The sequence below is a fragment of the Rhodococcus sp. WB9 genome (assembly GCF_007558985.1).
Lineage (GTDB): Bacteria > Actinomycetota > Actinomycetes > Mycobacteriales > Mycobacteriaceae > Rhodococcus_F > Rhodococcus_F opacus.
On the sequence record NZ_CP041769.1, the window covers coordinates 3647438 to 3663689 of the forward strand.

The following is a 16252-nucleotide window of genomic DNA, read 5'->3' on the forward strand; positions in this document are numbered from 1 at the left end:
GTCCTCGGCGACCGTCACCGTCAGGTCCGGCAGCTCGAGGTGGAGTGGTACCTCGGTCCCATAGTCGATCAGGACCTGGAACAACGGTGTGTGCGTCGTGGACCGCTCCGGCGCCAGCACGTCGACGAGCATCTCGAAGGGCACGTCGGCGTGCATGAATGCACCGAGGTCCGCATCGCGGGTTCTGGTCAGCACTTCGCGGAACGAATCGGCCGAGTCGACCGGGGTCCGGAGGACGAGCGTCCCGACGAACATGCCGACGAGTTGGTCCAGCCGGGGATCGGGGCGGCCGGCGACGGGGGTGCCGATCACGACGTCGTCCGTGTCGCACAGGCGGGCGAGGAGGACCGCGAAGGCCGCATGCAGAGTCATGAACGTGGTCGCCCCGGTGCTCCGCGCGAGCGCACGCAGGCGGCGGTGTACGTCGGCGGGGATCTCGAATCGGACCGACTGGCCGTGGTGGGTGCGGTGGGTGGGTCGGGGTCGGTCGGTGGGGAGGGGGAGGGTGTCGGGGAGGTTGGTGAGTGTGGTGGTCCAGTAGGTGGTTTGGGTTTGGGTGGTGGGGGTGGGGTGGTCGGGTGTGCCGAGGAGTTGGTGTTGCCAGTGGGTGTAGTCGGTGTAGGTGAGGGGTGGGGGTGTGGGGTGGGGTTGTTGGTGGTGGGTGTGGGCGGTGTAGGCGGTGGTGAGGTCGTGGGTGAGTGGGGTGAGGGAGTGGCCGTCGGCGGCGATGTGGTGGAGGACGAGGGTGAGGGTGTGGTGGGTGGTGTCGAGTTGGTAGAGGTGGGTGTGGAGGGGGGTGTCGGTGGTGAGGTCGAAGGGTTGGGTGGTGTCTGCGTTGATGTGTTGGGGGAGTTGGGTTTCGGTGGTGGGGGTGGGTGTGAGTGGTGGTGTGGTGGGGTGGGGGTGGATGTGTTGGGTGGGGTGTCCGTGGTGGAGGGGGTAGGTGGTGTGGAGGGGTTGGTGGCGGTGGATGAGGTCGGTGAGGGCGTGGTGGAGGGCGGTGGTGTCGAGGTGTCCGGTGAGGTGGAGGGTGAGGGGGATGTTGTAGGTGGGGGTGGTGGTGTCGTATTGGTTGAGGAACCAGATGCGTCGCTGGGCGGGCGACAACGGCACGAACTCCGGCTCCCTCGCGGCGGCGGTCAGCGAGGGTCGCGGCTCCGATTCGGTGTCGTCCAGGAGCAGTCGCGCCAGAGAACGCGGGGTGGGGGCATCGAACAGACTGCGCACGGCGAGTTCCGTGTGCAGGGTCGCGTTCACGCGGGCGACTGCCCGGGTCGCCGTCAGCGAGTCTCCACCTGCTGCGAAGAAGTCGTCGTCCACTCCCAGACTCGACAGGTCGAGTGACGCGGCGAGGATTTCCGCGACGGTCTGTTCGAGTGGGGTGGTCGCCGAAAGCTGCGCGGGGAGCGGGGTGGATCGGAGGGTGCGGAGCGCGTCGCGGTCGAGCTTTCCCGACGGCGTCCGCGGAATGTCGTCGATCTCGACGACCGCGGACGGAACGAGCTGTGCGGGAAGCCGACTCGTCAGGTAGTCGCGGAGTTCGCGGGGTCCGGTCGCGCCGGTGGTCGTCACGTAGGAGACCAGTGTCGCGTCCTGGCCGCGCGTGTCCGGGCCGCCCGTCGAGGGGAGCGTCGCGCTGAACGTGACCGCCGGATGACCGGACAGCGCGGCGTCGATCTCGCCGGGTTCGATCCGGTACCCACGCACTTTCACCTGCGAGTCGCTGCGACCCAGGTATTCGAGGACGGCACACCGCTCGCTCCCGGTGTTCCAGCGGACGACATCACCGCTGCGATACATGCGACCACCCGGTGGGCCGAACGGATCGGCCACGAATCGGGTGGCGGTGAGTGCGGGCTTGCCGTGGTAGCCGCGGGCGATCGCATCGCCCGCGATGTACAACTCCCCCCGGGCCCGGATCGGGACCGGTTGCATCCGGGCATCGAGCACGACCTCGGTGACGCCGTGGATCGGGCCGCCGATCACATTCGCACCGTCGGTGGCCGGATCGTCCGAGATATCTGCCGCCACGGTACTTTCCGTAGGTCCGTACGCGTTGATGAGTCGACGGTGCGGAGACCACCGGCGGATCACGTCGGGGGTGCACTTCTCCCCGCCGGTCACGACGCACTCGAGGTCGTCGAGGCCCCCGGGGTCCAGGGTGGCCAGAGTCGTGGGGGTCAGGAAAGAATGGGTCACCCGGCTGTCGGCGAGATGCCGACGCAGTTCATCCCCGCCGTAGATCGTGGTGGGCACGATCACCGCCGTGGCTCCCGCAGACCACGTGAGCAGATACTCGAGTACCGACGCGTCGAAGCTGGGAGACGCGAAATGCGCCACCCGGGACGCTGCGGTCACCCCGGTACGTTCGCGCAACGTGGTTGCGAGTGAGTTCAATCCACGGTGACCGACCACCACGCCTTTCGGAACCCCGGTGGACCCGGACGTATAGATCAGGTACGCAGCATTGTCGGGGCGGATCGTGGGCGCCTGACGAGCCCCCGTGTCACCGGTGTGCGGTGTCCGGCCGGCATCCGTGCCCTCGATGTCGATCCACGTGACGGTGTCCGGCAGCGCGTCGCGACGACTGCTCGTGGTGAGGCCGACGAGGACTCCGGAATCGGTGAGCATGTGCTGGATGCGGATCTGCGGATACGTCGGGTCGACGGGCAGGAACGCGGCGCCGGTTCCGGCGACGGCCCAGACGGCGAGGACTGATTCGAGGGACCGCGGTATCGCGATGGCGACCACACTTTCCGGACCGATGCCCGTCTCGACGAGGCGGTCGGCAAGGATCAATGCGCGGGCCTGCAGCTCGGCGTACGTCAGCCGGCGGGCCCCGTCGTCTACGGCGATGGCGTCGGGCGAGCGCTCAGCGGCGTCCGCGAGGATCGCGCCCAGGGTCCGCGGCTCGTCGGCTGCCTCGCCCCGGGCCGGCACCACCGCTCGGTGCTCCGCGGCGTCCAGCAGGTTCAGGCGGGCGATCGGCAGGGACGCGTCGGATCCCATGGCGACGAGCACACGTGCCAGTTGCCCGAGGATCGCGTCGACGCTGTCGGCATCGAATGCCGACAGCTGAAAGATGCACCGCAGGTGGAGTGTGGTGTCGGTGGTGGTGGTGGCGAGTGCGAGGGGGTAGTGGGTGGCGTCGGTGGCGGAGGTGGTGGTGATGGTGAGGTCGGTGGGTGGGGTGGTGGTGTGGTGGGGGTAGTTCTCGTGGACGGTGATGGTGTCGAAGGTGGTGGCGTGGGGGTTGGGGATGTGGGTGAGGGGGAGGTGGTGGTGGTCGAGGAGTTGTGTGTGGGTGGTGTGGGTGTGGTGGAGGAGGGTGGTGAGGGTGTCGGTGGGGTGGAGGGTGATGCGGACGGGGATGGTGTTGATGAAGAGTCCGATCATGGTTTCGATGCCGGGGATGTGGGGTGGGCGTCCGGAGACGGTGGTGCCGAAGGTGATGTCGGTGGTGCCGGTGTGGGTGGCGAGGACGAGGGCCCAGGCGGTGTCGAGGATGGTGTGGAGGGTGAGGTCGTGGGTGCGGGCCATGGTCCGCAACGCATCCGTCTGGGCGGTCGTCAGTGTCACCACGCGCTCCGCGCAGGGACCCGCGTCCCGGTGAGGATCGAGACCCGGTGCGAGCCGCGTCGCGTCCTCGACCCCCTCGAGCGCACGACCCCACGTGGCGACGGACGCCGAGACATCGCGCGTGCCCAGCCATTCGAGGAAATCACGGTACGGCCGCACCGGCGCAAGCGCATCGGGATCGGCGTGGTGCTCGTAGAGCTGGAGGAGTTCGTGCAGCAGTAGCGGGGTGGACCAGCCGTCGAGTACCAGATGGTGGTTGGTGAGCACCAGGTGGTGGTCGTCGGGACCGGTCGTGACAAGGGTGAATCGCAGGAGAGGGGGCTCGGCCGGGTCGAACGGCGCGGCGCGGTCCGCGGTGAGGATGTCGTCGAGCTCTGCGGCGGGACGGTGTGCGGTGGTGACGTCGTGGTGCGCCCAGGCGAGAGCAGTGGTTGTCACGACCTGTACCGGTGTGCCGTCCGCCGTGTGGGTGAAGGCCGCGCCCAGGTTCGGGTGACGACCGAGCAGGGCTGCCACGGCGTCGCGCAGGCGGTCGTGGTCGAGGGGTCCGCTGATGTCGAGGACGAGTTGGACGACGTAGGCGTCGGCGGCGGGCCCGCCGAGTTCGGCGTGGAACAGCAGACCGGCCTGCAAGGGGGTGAGGGGCCAGACGTCGGTGAGGGTGGGGTAGTGGTGGTGGAGTGCGTCGAGGGTGGTTTGGTCGAGGTGGACGAGGTCGAGGTCGCTGGGGGTGAGCCGGCCGGCGCCGGGTCGGCTGATGTGGTCGGCGAGGGCGGTGAGCGCTTCGGTCCACAGGTCGGTGAGCTCGTCGACATCGGTCGCGGCGAGCACACCGGAGGCGTAGGACCACGTCGCCGTCAGCCGTGCAGTGCCCTCCGTGACGACCGTCGCGGCATCGATCGTCAGGACCGCGGCAGCGGCAAGGTCCGAGTCGGGGTGTCGGCCGAGATCCACATCGGTCACGGGCGTCCAGCCCGCCTCCGCACCTGACGGCGGGTAGTCGAAGCGGCCGAGGTAGTTGAGGGTGGTTTGGGGTTGGGGGAGGTTGCGGAGTTGGGTTGCGGTGTGGGGGTTGAGGTAGCGGAGGGGGCCGTATCCGGTGCCGTGGTCGGGGGTGTTGTGGAGTTGTTCTTTGATGGTGGTGAGGGCGTGTCCGGTGGCGGGTCCGCCGGTGAGTGCGTTGTCGAGGTCGATGTCGGTGAGGTCGAGGAGGGTTGGGTGGATGGTGGTGAACCAGCCGATTGTTCGGGTGAGGTCGGCGCCGGGGATGAGGGGGTCGGTGCGGCCGTGGCCTTCGATGTTGACGAGCAGTGTGTGGGTGGGGGTGTGGTGGCGGTGGCGCCAGGTGGTGATGGCGAGGGCGAGGGCGGTGAGGAGGGCGTCGTCGATGCCGCAGTGGTAGGTGGTGGGGAGGGTGGTGAGGAGGGTGTGGGTGGTGTGGGGTGGGAGTTCGACGGTGGTGTGGGTGGTGGTGTTTTCGGTGTCGTGGGTGGGGTCGAGGGGTCTGGTGCCGAGTGGGGGGTCGGGGGTGGTGAGGATGTTGCGCCAGTGGGGGAGTTCGTGTTCGCGGTGGGTGGTGGTGTCGGTGAGGGCGTGGGCGTAGCGGCGTGCGGTGGTGGTGACGGGTGGGAGTGTGGGGGTGGTGCCGGTGGTGTGGGCGTGGTGGGCGGTGGCGAGGTCGGGGATGAGGATGCGCCAGGAGACGCCGTCGGTGGCGAGGTGGTGGATGGTGATGAGGAGGTGTCCGGGTTGGGTGCGGGGGTCGAGCCAGACGAGTTGGAGCATGATCCCGTTCTCGGGATCCAAACGTGCCGCGGCAGCGCGGGACTCGACCTCGGCCCGGCCCCTCAGGTCGGCCGCATCATCGAGTGCGACCCGGCGGATCAGCGACTCGACCCGTGGAGCCTGGTCGGCGGCCAGGACCTCCAACGCCGTGTCTTCGTCCGTTGTGCCGCGCCGGAGTCGGGCTCGGAGCATGTCGTGGTGGTCGAGGACCGTCTGCACGGTGGCGGCGAGGGTGTCGGTGTCCAGGTCGGGTGGTGCGGTGAGCAGAACCGCTTGGCAGTACGTGTCGAGGTTGCCGCCGCGTTCGAGCAACCACCGCGCGGCCGGTGGCAGCGGGAAGGAGCCGATCCCGTCGCCGGGTAGTTCGGGGAGGGTCGCCCCCGGCTCCGGTCGTGTCGAGATCACGCGCGCGAGCCGGGCGATCGTCCTGTGCTCGAACACATCCCGAGGAGTGAGTGCGAGTCCGGCGGTCTTCGCGCGAGCCACCAACTGGATGGCCATGATGCTGTCGCCACCGAGCGCGAAGAAGGAGTCGTCGACGCCTACGGACTCGAGGCCGAGCACGTCGCCGACCAGCGACACCAGCGCGTCCTCGACAGCTGTTCCGGCAGCGCGGAATTCCGCGGCGCGGGTCGTGAAGTCGAGAGCCGGGAGCGCGTTCCGGTCGATCTTTCCGTGGGACGTGAGCGGCAGCGTGGACAGGGGGATCACTGCGGACGGAACCATGTGCGAGGGGAGAAGGGACCTTGTGTGGTCGATCAGTTCCTGCTCCGCCACTTCGGTGCCGGGGACCGGTACGACATACCCGACGAGGTGGTCTGCGCCGTTTCGATCGGCCCGCAGCACCACGACGGCCTGCGCGACCGCGGGGTGACGTAGGAGCACGGACTCGACCTCGCCGGGCTCGACGCGGTAGCCGTGCAGCTGTACCTGGAAGTCGGTGCGGCCGTGGTACTCCAGCCGCCCGTCGGCGTTCCAGCGGGCCAGGTCTCCGGTTCGGTACATGCGGGAGCCAGGGGCGCCGAACGGATTCGCGACGAACCGGCCGGCGGTGAGCGCGGGCCTGCCGAGATATCCCCGGGCCAACTGGGCACCGCCGAGGTACATTTCGCCGGTCACCCCGGGGACGACGGGGTGCAGACGATCGTCGACGACGTAGACCTGTGTGTTCCACACCGGCGTCCCGATGGGCGCCGTTGTGTCGGCGTGGTCGGTCGCGATGTTCTGGTACGTCGCTGTCACGGCCGCCTCTGCGGGACCGTACATGTTGCCGAGACGGACGCCCTGCGCGAGCACGCTGCTCGCCGTCCGTGCAGTGATCGCCTCACCCCCGGTCAGGACCCGTCGCATCGAACCGGGGAAGGCGTGCCGGTGATCGTTGACGAACACGTCGAGCAGGGAGGGCACGAACTCCACCAGCGTGATCTGCATGTCGTCGAGGAGGCCGGACAGGTAATCGAGGTCGAGTTGCCGTTCCGGGGGGAGGAGAACCAGGACGCTTCCCGAGCACAGAGCCGCGAAGCACTCCCAGATGGCGACGTCGAACGCGATCGGCGCCTTCTGTACCGTCCGGTCACCCTCGCGCAGTGGCAGCAGTGCCTGCGACCAGGCCAGCTGGTTCGCGATCGCCGCGTGGGATACCGCCACCCCTTTGGGCGTGCCGGTCGAGCCGGACGTGTAGACCACGTAGGCCAGGTTGTCGGGGCGCAGCGGTGCGCCGCGGTCCACGTCGGTGACCGGTGCGGTGTCTCGGGCCGAGAGGTCGACGTCGTCGAACCGCGCCACCGGAACCCCGGTCGGAACGGGTGGATCGGCGTCGGCGGTGGTGACGACGAGAGCAGCCGACGAGGATTGAATCAGCGATTCGATGCGGTCGGCGGGGTGGCCGGGATCGAGGGCGAGCACCGCCGCACCGGACTTGACCGCCGCATACATCGCCGCGAGCATCTCGAAGGAGCGTGGGATCACCAGGGCCACGACAGATTCGGCGCCGATCCCGCGGACGAGGAAGGAGCGCGCCAGCCGGGTCGACCAGGTGTCGAGTTCGGCGTAGGTGAGGGTTCGATCCTCACAGCGGACGGCAGGCGCGTCGGGTGTCGTCGCCACCCGTGCCTCGAACAGGTCCACGATCGTCGCGGCCGGAAGGTCGTGGGCCGTGGCGTTCCAGCGGTCGAGGACGAGCCCGCGCTCGGCGTCGTCGAGGATGTCGATGTCGCCGACCACGGCGTCGGGGTCGGTCAGGCCCGCGGTGATCACCCGAAGGAGCCGGCCGGCGAATGCACTGATCGTGTCGGCGTCGAACAGGTCGGTGGCATAGACGATCTGCCCGCTCATCCCCGACCCCGAATCGTCCTCGGCCGGTTGTTCGTGCAACACCACATTCAGGTCGAACGGCGACACCCGGGGGTCGAGGTCCGCGACAACTACCTCGAGGCCGGGCAGTGCGAGGCGTGGCGGCTCGATGTTCTGGAACGTCAGCATCACCTGGAACAACGGATGGCTCCCCGCCGAACGCGGTGGGTGGAGTTCGTCCACGAGGGTTTCGAACGGAATGTCGACGTGCGCGAACGCCGCCAGGTCTGCTCCCCGCACCGCCGCCAGGACGTCACCGAACGGGGCCGCGGGATCGATTGTCGTGCGCAGAACGAGTGTGCCGACGAACATGCCGACGAGGGGGTCGAGTTCCTGTTCGCCGCGGCTGGCGGTCGGGGACCCGACGACGACGTCCGTGGTGGCGGTGAGCCGGGACAGCAACACGGCCAGGGCCGCGTGGATGACGACGAATGTCGTCGTGTCGTGGGCTCGGGCGAAGTCGACGAGTCGGCGATGCGTCGTCGCGGGCAGAACGAACGGAACCGCTGCGGCCCGGTACGATGCGGTGGCGGGGCGCGGCCGATCCAGCGGCAACTCCAACCGTTCGGGAAGATCCGCGAGCGCCGTCCGCCAGAAGTCGAGTTGCCGTGCCACCGGGGACGCCGGGTTGGTGACGGACCCGAGGATCTCCCGCTGCCACACCGTGAAATCCGAGAACTGCACGGGCAACGGGTCCCACGCGGGGGCACGGCCGGCGCGGCGCGCGGTGTATGCGGTGGAGAGGTCGCGCGCCAGGGGAGCCAGCGAGGACCCGTCGGCGACGATGTGGTGCACGACGACAGCCAGGACGTGGTGGCTTTCGTCGAGTTGCCACAGTCGGACGCGAACCGGCGGACGGACGGTCACGTCGAACCCCTCGGCGACGGCCTCCTCGACGAGGCCGGAGACATGCGCTGCGTCGGCCACCGGGGACGGCGCCAGATCGACCGAAACACTCTCGGCGGGGACGACGACCTGCACCGGTCCGGTGTCGGTCAAGGGATAGAGGGTCCGCAACGGTTCGTGCCGGACGAGAACGTCGAGAAGGGCAGCGCGCAGCGCGGTGACGTCGAGGAGTCCGGTGAGCCGGACCACCATCGGAACGTTGTAGACGGCCGACGTCACGTCGAACTGATTGACGAACCACATCCGCTGCTGCGCGAACGACACCGGTGCAGGTTCGGTATGCACCCGGGGTCCCAGGGCGGGTCGATCGGGGTGTACATCGCTCGCGTCGAGGACGGCGGCCAGTCCGCGTACCGTGGGCGCCTCGAACAGGGAGCGGATCCCGATCCGGGTTCCGAACGTCGAATCGATTCGGGCGACCACCTTCGCCGCGTCGAGCGACGTGCCACCCAGTTCGAAGAAGTTGTCGTCGACACCGACGCCACCGATACCGAGAACCTGCCCGATCACCCTCGACACCGTCTCCTCGGCCGGAGTGGCGGGGGCACGGTAGACGGGCGAGTGCCGCAGTTCCTCGGGAACGGGAAGGGCATCGAGGTCGACGTCCCCGGTCTCCGTGACGGGCAGCCGATCGAGGACGACGACCGTGCCCGGGACCCAGGGCGGAGGCAGGATCATGGCGGCGTGGGCGCGGACGTCGGAGATGGCCGGCGCAGCTCCGTCGGCCGGCACGACATACGACACGAGCGCGGGCTTTCCGGATCGCGAGGTGTGGTCGACGGTGACTGCATTCGCAACGTGCGGATCCGCGGTGAGGACGGCATCGATGTCGCCGAGCGGCATGCGGTAGCCGCGCAGTGCGGCCTGGAAGTCGCGGCGCCAGAGAATGTTCAGGTTTCCGGTCGGCGTGAGGCGAGCGGCGTCGCCGGTGCGGTGCATGCGTCCGCCGGGCGGCCCGAAGGGACTCGCCACGAAGTGGGTGCTCGTCGCGGCGGCCCGGCCGTGGTAGCCACGAGCCAGTGCGGGGCCACCGACGTACAACTCGCCGACGACGCCGGGCGGGACAGGCTGAAGGCGGTCGTCGAGAACCGCGAATCTGCGTCCCCGCCCGGGCCGGTACTCCATCCGGTCGGCACCGGATTCCGGTGCACGATCCCCGGCAACGGCGAACCATACGGTCTCGACGGACGCGTATACGGCAACGACTCCGGGGGCAGCCACGACCGCGGCGTCGACGGGGTCACCGGTGAGCAGGACCGATCGACGTTCGTCCGCCCCCGGCGCGGATTCCCCTGCACGGGAGATGTACTCGTACGCGGCCGGACTCTGGGAGAGCATGGTCACGCCGCGGCGGTACAGCAGGTCGGCGAGGGCGGCCGGTGACGAGGCGGTGGTGTCGTCGACCACCTCGAGCCGGCCTCCGTGAAGGAATGCGCTCCACGGAGTCAGGACGGTGACGCCGGCCGCGAAGGCCGGGACCATTGCCCAGACATCCTCGGTCGTGACGGCGTGCGCGGGACGCGCCAGTGCGGAGAGTACTGCGCGGTGACTCACCGACACCGGTTTCGGCGGCGTCGTCGATCCGCGCGTGAGCAGGACGTACGCGGCCGCGTCGGGGGAGGGGCCGGCGCCACCGTCGACGGCGGCCAGCGGGAGACCCGACCTGCCTGCGAGGGCGGCGACGGTGCCCGGCGCGTCGAGGACGAGGGTGCGCAGGTGCCCGTGGGGAAGCCGTTCCGCCAGAGCGGACGTCGTCACGAGGGCGGCGGCATGGACGTCGGTGATCAGCCGGGAGAGTCGCGTGGGCGACGCCCATCCGGGATCGAGCGGGAGGCATACACCTCCTGCCGCGAGCACGCCCAGTGTGACGGCGACGTAGTCCACGGAGCGGGGAATCGCCACGGCGACGATGCGTTCCGGTTCCACTCCGTGCTCGACGAGAAGCCGGGCGATTCGGTTCACCCGTTCGGCGAGCTCACCGTACGACAGCGTGTCACCCGCGAACGACAGCGCGACGGCGTCCGGTTTCCTGGCCGCCATACGCGCAAACTCCTCGGGCAGAGTCGTCGCGGGGTCCGGTTCGTCCGGGGCGGCCCACGAACGGAGGGCGACGTCGCGTTCCCCGTCGGAGAGCAGATCGATGTTCCCGACCACGGCGTCCGGCTCGGTGGTCACGACGCCCAGGACGCGGACAAGTCGGTCGGCAATTCCACGCACCGTCGCTTCGTCGAACAGGTCGGTGGCGTACGCGATTCCGCCGTCGATTCCCTGCGGTGCCCCGTCGTCATCGACGCGTTCACTGAGCCACACCTGCAGGTCGAACTTACAGATCTTCGGGTCGTAGGCGACCGCCGAGACGTGCAGACCGGGCAGGTCGAGCTCACGCGCCTCGTGTCCGGCCGGAAGGATGTGCTGGAACTCGAGGAGAACCTGGAACAACGGTGAACGGCTGTCCGTGCGTTCGGGTTCGAGGGCGTCCACCAGTTTCTCGAACGGATAGTCGGCGTGTGCGAATGCGCCCAGGTCGACATCCCGCACGGTGCGCACGGTGTCCGCGAAGCCCGCCGCGGGATCGATGCGGGTGCGCAGCACGAGGGTGTTGACGAACATGCCCACCACGTCGTCGAGTGCGGGCTCCCCGCGGCCCGCAACCGGGGTGCCGATGCTCACATCGTCGGTGCCGGCGAGCCTGGCGAGCACGACGGCCAGAGCCGCGTGACACGTCATGAAGAGTGTCGATGTGCAGGTTCGGGATAGTGCCCGCATGCCGGCGTGCAGGTCCGGAGGCAGGTGGAATTCCACTCGGCCGCCGTGCAGGGACAGCCGCTGCGGGCGGGGACGGTCGGTCGGCAGCGCGAGAAGGGGCGGCGATCCACGGAGCGACTCACTCCAATAGTCGAGTTGCCGCGACGTGAGGCTGTCGGGATCGGTGGGCTGACCCAGCAAGGCGTGTTGCCACAAGGCGTAGTCGACGTACTGCACGGCCGGCGGTTCCCAGGCCGGGGCGCGTCCGCCGACCCGGGCTCGATAGGCGGCGGAGAGGTCACGGGCCAGCGGACCGGCCGACGCACCGTCGGCCGCGATGTGATGGATCACCAGCGCCAGTACGTGGTCGGTGTCGCTCATCGCGAACAGAGACGCGCGCAGCGGCCCGTCGACGGTGACGTCGAACGGCGCGGCCGCGGCCCGGGCGACGTGCTCGTCGAGGTCGGACGGACCGTCGACCTGCACGATCTCGACCCGGGGCAGCGCCCGCTCGGCGGGCAGGATCACCTGATGTGGTCCGTCGTCCGAGGACGGGTACACCGTGCGAAGCGACTCGTGCCGTTCGACGACGTCGCCGATCGCTGCGGCGAGGGCGACGACGTCGAGGTGCCCGGTGAGCCGGACGATCAGCGGAATGTCGTAGGCGGGGGAGTGTGGGTCGTACTGGTTGACGAACCACATGCGTTCCTGGGCCGGGGAGAGCGCAATCCTGGCGGGACGCGGGAACCGGCGGAGTGGAGGCCGCCCGGATCCGTCACCGCGTCGGCTGTCGACAACACCGGCGAGTGCGGCGACCGTCGGATGCTCGAAGAGATCACGGACGTCCAGCGACGTTCCCAGGGCGGAATTCAGCCGTGCCACCACCCGGGTCGCCGCCAGGGAACCTCCGCCGAGATCGACGTAGTCGTCGTCCACACCGACGCCGGTGACACCGAGCACGGTCTCGAACACCGACGCCACCGTGTCTTCCGTCGGCGTGCGCGGCCGGTGGCCGGTGCCGCTCCGCGGTTCGAACGTCGGCGCGGGGAGCGCGGCACGGTCCAGCTTGCCGCTCGGGGTACGCGGAATGACGTCGAGGGTGACGACCGCGGCCGGGAGCATGTGCGCGGGCAGCGTGCGCGCCAGCCGACGGCGCACTTCCTCGGCATCGACGCGCCACCCCTCGGCCGGGTGAATGTAGGCGATCACCGCGGCATCTCCCGTGTGCGGGTCGGTCGCGGCCGTCGCGACGGCGTACGTCACATTGGGATCGGCACGCAGGACTGCCTCGATCTCCCCGAGTTCGATGCGGAACCCGCGGACCTTTACCTGGAAATCGCTGCGCCCGACGTAGACGAGGTCGAGGGCGGCGGGTGTGTGCTCTTCGTGCCGGCCGTGCCATCGCACCAGATCGCCGGTCCGGTACATTCGCGTCCCCGGTGAGCCGAAGGGGGCGGCCACGAAACGGATGGCATCGAGTCCGGCACGGTCTCGGTACCCGCGCGCAAGGCCTGGGCCGGCGAGGTACAGCTCGCCGACGGTGCCCGGTGGAACCGGGTGTAGCCGGTCGTCGAGCACGACGACCTCGAACCCGCACACCGGCGCACCGAGGGTGACCGGCTCATCCGGCACGAGCGGTGTGCTGAGGGTCGACATGATCGTCGCCTCGGTGGGCCCGTAGGCGTTGAGGAGGCGGCGCCCCCTCGCCCATGTCGACGCGACTTCTGGCGGGCAGGCTTCGCCTGCGACGGTGAGATGCGACAGGGTCGGCACGCCAAGGGGATCGAGCGTGGCGAGGGTGGTCGGCGTGAGTACGGCGTGGGTCACCCGATGCTCGGTGAGTACTCGCTCCAGTTCCACGCCCCCGACCACTTCGGGCGGGACGATCACCACGCGCGCTCCGGATCCGAAAGCCGCGAGCAGTTCGAACAGGGAGGCGTCGAAGCTCGGCGACGCGAACTGGGCCACCCGCCCGGTCGGCGGCACGTCGAGTCCTTCACTCTGTGCGGCAATCAGATTCGCGATCCCGCGGTGGGTCACGACCACCCCTTTGGGGGCGCCGGTCGATCCCGAGGTGTAGATGAGATAGGCCGGATGGTCCGACCGCAGCGGTCGGGGGCGGTCGGCGTCGCCGACCGGTGTGGTGATCCGGTCGGACAGAGCGCTCTCGACGTCGCGGTCGTCGAGTTCGATCCACTCGACGTCGCCGGGCAGGGCGTCCCGGTGGCGACCGACCGTGACCCCGAGAGTCGCCGCGGAATCGGTGAGCAGGTGCGCGATGCGGGCTTCGGGGTATCCGGGATCGACGGGCAGGAAGGCGGCCCCCGACTTTGCGACCGCCCACACGGCGCGGACGAAATCCGCGGATCTCGGGAGAGCCAGGGCGACCACGGTTTCCGGGCCGGCGCCCCGGGAGAGGAGCAGTCGGGCGAGCCGGGTGGAGACGTCGTCCAGCCGACGGTACGCGATGCCGGTACGGTCGGCACCGTCGGCAGCGTCGATGACGGCGATCGCGTCCGGGTCACGGTGTGCCGCGTCCGTCAGCAGGTCCGGCAGCGTGCGCGGCGGAACTCCCGGATCACCGCGCGCGGGCACGAGCCGGCGCCGTTCGGCGGAACTCAACAGGTCGAGATCGGCGACCGCGATGTCGGGGTGCTCCGTGACCTGGGCGAACACTCGGATCAGACGGTCGGCGAATCCCTGGATAGTCGACGGCTCGAAGAACTCCCGCGCGAAGGTCAGCCGGAGGTCGAGCCCGGCACGATCGGGGTGTTCGACGATGTGGACCCAGAGGTCGGGGCCCTCGTCGGACCGCCCATCCGGCTCGCGCGAGTGGTCGATGGTCTGCACGTCGAACCCGGCCTGGAACGGGTGCCGGCCGCGGGAGGGTGCTGGAAACCCGAGTGCCGCGGCGACCTCGTCGAAGGTCACGTCGGCGTGTGTGAACGCGCCGAGTTCGGTCGTACGCGCGCGCTCGACGAGCTCGGTGAACGATTCGGTGCCGTCGACCCGGATACGCAGAAGCAGAGGCCATCCGCCTGAGCCCGCGGGTGTCCCGAGGACAATGTCGCGGACCCCGCCGAGACGAGCGAGCAGTGCCCCGAGGGCCGCATGCGTGACGGTGTACGCGGCGAAGGGGCAGTCCCGTCCGAGGATCTCGATCCGGTGATGCAGGTCCGCGGTCACGTGCGCCTCGACGTGCTCGCGCCGACTGTCGACGGTACCTACGCGGCGGGTGTAGTCGCGGGGAAGGGGCGTGTCGTGAGGCAGGTCGGTGAGCATCGTCCGCCAGTAGTCCAGATCGGCTGTGCGCCTGCGATTCCGCGTGCCTTCGTGTGCGGTCTCCGCGTGCACCCCTGCCACGGGATCGCCGCGATCTGCCGCCAGGAACTCCTCGAGGAGGCCCACGAACGACCGATGGTGACGAGCCAGCTCGTCCCTGGTGTAGCGGTGGGGGTTCCCGCGGAACTCGACGACCATCCGCCCGGCAGCGGCGGTGCGGTACACATTGACCAGCAGATCCTCCACCGGCCCCGAGGTGACCACGTGAAAGTCTCCGGTGAGCGGGCCGAACCGGATTCGGGGGCGGAAGAGCATGACGTTGACCATCGGCCCGGACAGCGAGTCCGCCGCGTCGGCATCGCGCCGGATGTCCTCCAGGGTGAATCGCTGATGACGGAGAGCGCCCAGAATTTCGTGGTGTACCCGGCGGGTGAGAGTCGCCACCGTGTCGTCGGGTGCGGTGGAGACCTGCAATGGAGCGAGTCCGACGAGCATCCCGCCGGATCGCTGCAGCAGCACGGTCGTGCGGCCCGACACCGGGAGTTCGACGAGCACGTCGTCCCGTCCGGTCATGCGGGCCAGATACGCGCCGAAGGTGGCGATCACGACGGTCGCCGGCGGCACACCGATCCGTTCGCCGGAACTGTCCAGTCGCTCCGTCGCGGACGCAGACAAGGTGCCCGTCTCGAGGATGCTTTCCGCGACCGCGGGTGCGACCGTCGGGGACAGGCTCGAGTTCGAACGGCGGCAGAAGAGGTGCTCCCGCCAGTAGGCGCGATCGGACGCGTAGCGCGTCGACGACCGGTACGCCTCGTCGAGGCGGTGAAGGGTGCGCAGATCTGCGGCACCGGCGGGTTCCGGCGTCCGGGCCTCCACGTGGGCGGTGTACAGCGCGGCGATCCGGTTCACGAGCGTCATCGCCCCGTAACCGTCCAGCGCGACATGGTGAATTCTGCTGTACCACAAATAGTGATCGTCACCGACTCGTAACACCGTCGATGTCGCCAGCCGATCCCGTGCCGGGTCGAGCGGCGCGGTGTAGTCCCGTGTCATCCACGTGTGGGCCGCCGCGACGGGGTCGGCCTCGGCCCCGAGGTCGACGAATCCGGTCGACAGGTCGATGGTCGGGTCGACGGTCTGGAACGGCTCCCCGTCGATCTCGAACACCCGGAGGAACGCCGACTGGAACTCGCGGCCCGCGGTCACCGACGCGTCGTCGAGGACGGCGAGGTCCAGGGCGCCGCGCACCTCGACGTACTGCGCAATGCACGTCGGGACGTCGGGAGCGAGGCGCTGGGTCAGCCAGATTCCGCGCTGCGCGTACGTCAGCGGGAAGGCCTCGGGACGACTGCGACCGGTTGTGTCGCTCCTGTTCGGCGTATCCACTTGTTCACACCTCCCGACGGCAATCAAAGAAGATGGCCCCTGGGGTCGGACGTTTTCGGCTAGCTGATCTATATCGCGGCCGCGAACAGGTCCGTTACTACCAGTATCTGCTGTCACCTGCGGCGATGCCTCGTCCGCCGCGCTGTGTGCCGTCGTTCGGGACTCGCCCGGTGCCCGCGATCGACCCGTGCGTAGGCGGTCATGGTCACGAAACGGT

1 protein-coding gene (only partly in view) is annotated in these 16252 nt (G+C 69.3%); it reads right to left on the reverse strand.

Annotation, left to right across the window (positions count from 1 at the left end; genetic code table 11):
- Positions 1 to 16035: the 5' portion of a non-ribosomal peptide synthase/polyketide synthase gene (locus tag FND50_RS16930; protein WP_186301299.1), read on the reverse strand. It extends 10632 nt beyond the left edge of the window; 16035 of the gene's 26667 nt are visible here — the first part of the coding sequence; its start codon is at positions 16033 to 16035; the stop codon falls past the left edge of the window.
- Positions 16036 to 16252 lie beyond the last annotated feature (217 nt).